The organism is Photorhabdus namnaonensis (genome assembly GCF_001684335.1).
Lineage (GTDB): Bacteria > Pseudomonadota > Gammaproteobacteria > Enterobacterales > Enterobacteriaceae > Photorhabdus > Photorhabdus namnaonensis.
The window spans coordinates 2017-3145 of the sequence record NZ_LOIC01000086.1; the positions used below are offsets into that span (position 1 = coordinate 2017).

1 protein-coding gene is annotated in these 1129 nt (G+C 61.7%); it reads left to right on the forward strand.

The genetic code is table 11. The annotated features are described in order from the left end of the window. On the forward strand, positions 1 to 1129 hold a 1129-nt coding region (locus Phpb_RS27060), incomplete at both ends, for an RHS repeat domain-containing protein (RefSeq protein ID WP_476742270.1).

Sequence of the window (1129 nt, forward strand, 5' to 3'; positions counted from 1 at the left end):
GGAAATTCAGCCGCACGGCGAGATTCTGCGTCACTACCCGGATAACCGCGCGGTAGAACGGCAGTTGCTGACCGGCGAAAAAACGCCGGTTGCCGGCCCTGCCCGGTTTAGCGGGCAGACCCACCTCTGCCGCTGGCAGAGTCGCCGGGAAGTCAACCGGGTGGGGGAACTGATTACACTGGCGCTGGAGGGACAGGCGCCCCTGACCCTGGAACGGGATGACGCAGGCCGGGATACGGGGCGTTACGTGGACGGGGGATTTATTTTGCGTCAGCAGTACAGCCTGATGGGCCAGTTAACCGCGCAACGGGCCGGCCGTAATCCCCATTTCTTCCGGCCGGCTGAACTGGAAGAGATTGCCGGACCCGCTTACGCGGGGGTGGCCCGCCGGTATGAATACGATGCCGCGCTGAACCTGACCGCTGTCAGTGATGACGGGCAGCCGTTAAATTATCTCCTCAACGGCAACGGCCAGGTGATGTCGGTGGGTGAGGGCCGGACACTGCGGGAGCATTATCAGTATGATGAGACCGGGTACCCGTCAAGACGGTTTGACGGGGTGCAGGAGATTATGGGGGAAACCCTCTATCAGGAGGGCCATCGCCTGAACTGGGTGGACTCGCACCGGTTTGTTTACGACCGGGCCGGCCGCATGCAGGAGAAACAGTTTTTAGCGGAAGGTTGCCGGCTGGCGCTGACAAAATACCGGTGGAACAGCCAGAATCAGCTGACCGGCCTTATCACCCCGGACGGGATACCGTGGGAATATCGCTATGACGCTTTCGGGCGACGGATAGAAAAACGGTGTATCCAGAGCGGTAAGCGGACCACCTACCTGTGGGACGGCGACGTGCCGGCGGAAATCCGAGAATACCAGCACGGCCGGCTAAAAATGATCCGCCATCTGGTGTTTGACGGCTGGGAGCTGATAGCGCAGCAGACGCAACAGTTTACGCTTAATCTGGATAACCGGGTGGAGCTGATGGCCGGGGAGGTGCAGACTCAATATGCGGTCAGCGCCCCGACAGGTGAACCACTGGCGCTGTTCGACCCGGCAGGCAAGCGGGTGTGGCGGCGACCGAAGCAGTCCCTGTACGGGCTGCGGCTGGGCGGGCACGGCGAGAACCCG